Genomic DNA, 1,006 nt, shown 5'->3' with positions numbered 1-1,006 from the left:
CCGACAGCGACGCCGAGCTGATCGAGCTGCTCCAGGCCCCCGCCCGCCAGCACGGGGGCGGCGAGCGGAGCCTCTCGACCGCCAGTCCGACGCTCGCGCTGCGCCTGGAGGGCGGCATGCGCCTCCAGGCGCTCACCGAGGTGACCCCGCGCCCGTACGTGGCGATCCGCCGCCACCGGGTGGCGTCGGCGACGCTGCCCGAGATGGTGCGCCTGGGCACCCTGGACTCCACCCTGGCGGCCTTCCTGGCGGCGGCGATCCGGGCCCGGAAGAACGTGATGATCACCGGCACCCAGGGCGTCGGCAAGACCAGCCTGTTGCGCGCGATGGCCGCCGAGATCCCGCCGGACGAGCGGATCGGCACCCTGGAGTCGGAGTTCGAGCTCTGGCTGCACACCCTCGGCCACCTGCGCCAGGTCGTGCCGATGGAGGCCCGCGAGGGCAACGGCGAGCGCGTCGACGGCCGGATGGCGGGCGAGTTGAGCATCGGGGACCTCATCCCGGCGGCGCTGCGGATGACGCTGTCGCGGATCATCGTCGGCGAGGTCCGCTCCGGCGAGGTCGTCCCGATGCTGCGGGTGATGACCAATGGCGAGGGCGGCTCGATGTGCACCCTGCACGCCCGCGGCCCGCACATGGTGGTGGACCGCATCGCCGAGCTCTGCCTCGAGTACGGCTCGCACATGACCGACGCGCTCGCCTACCGGCTGACCGCCAACGCGGTGGACCTCATCGTGCACGTCTCGATGGTCGACGAGACCGCGGTCGGCGGCCGCCGGCACCGGTTCGTCTCGCACGTCCTGGAGGTCACCGGCCTCGGCGAGAGCGGGCGGCCCGCGCTGAACACGGTCTTCGGCCCGCGCCCCGACCTGGGCGAGCCGCGCGCCGTCCCGCACACCCCGCCGAACTGCCTGGACGACCTGCGGCGGGCGGGCTTCGACGCGGCCCTGCTCGGCTCGCGCTTCGGCAGCTGGGCGGAGCCGCTGCAGCTGCGGATCGGCGGGGG

At 74.4% G+C, this 1,006-nt stretch carries 1 protein-coding gene; it reads left to right on the top strand.

Annotated features, from left to right (window positions below; genetic code table 11):
• Window positions 1–1,006 (top strand): CpaF family protein (locus tag MCM47_RS41475; RefSeq protein WP_238951919.1); only part of this gene is annotated, 1,006 nt, incomplete at both ends.

The organism is Kitasatospora sp. A2-31, assembly GCF_022288725.1.
Taxonomy (GTDB): Bacteria; Actinomycetota; Actinomycetes; order Streptomycetales; family Streptomycetaceae; genus Kitasatospora.
This window is presented reverse-complemented; position numbering and strand designations above follow the sequence as displayed.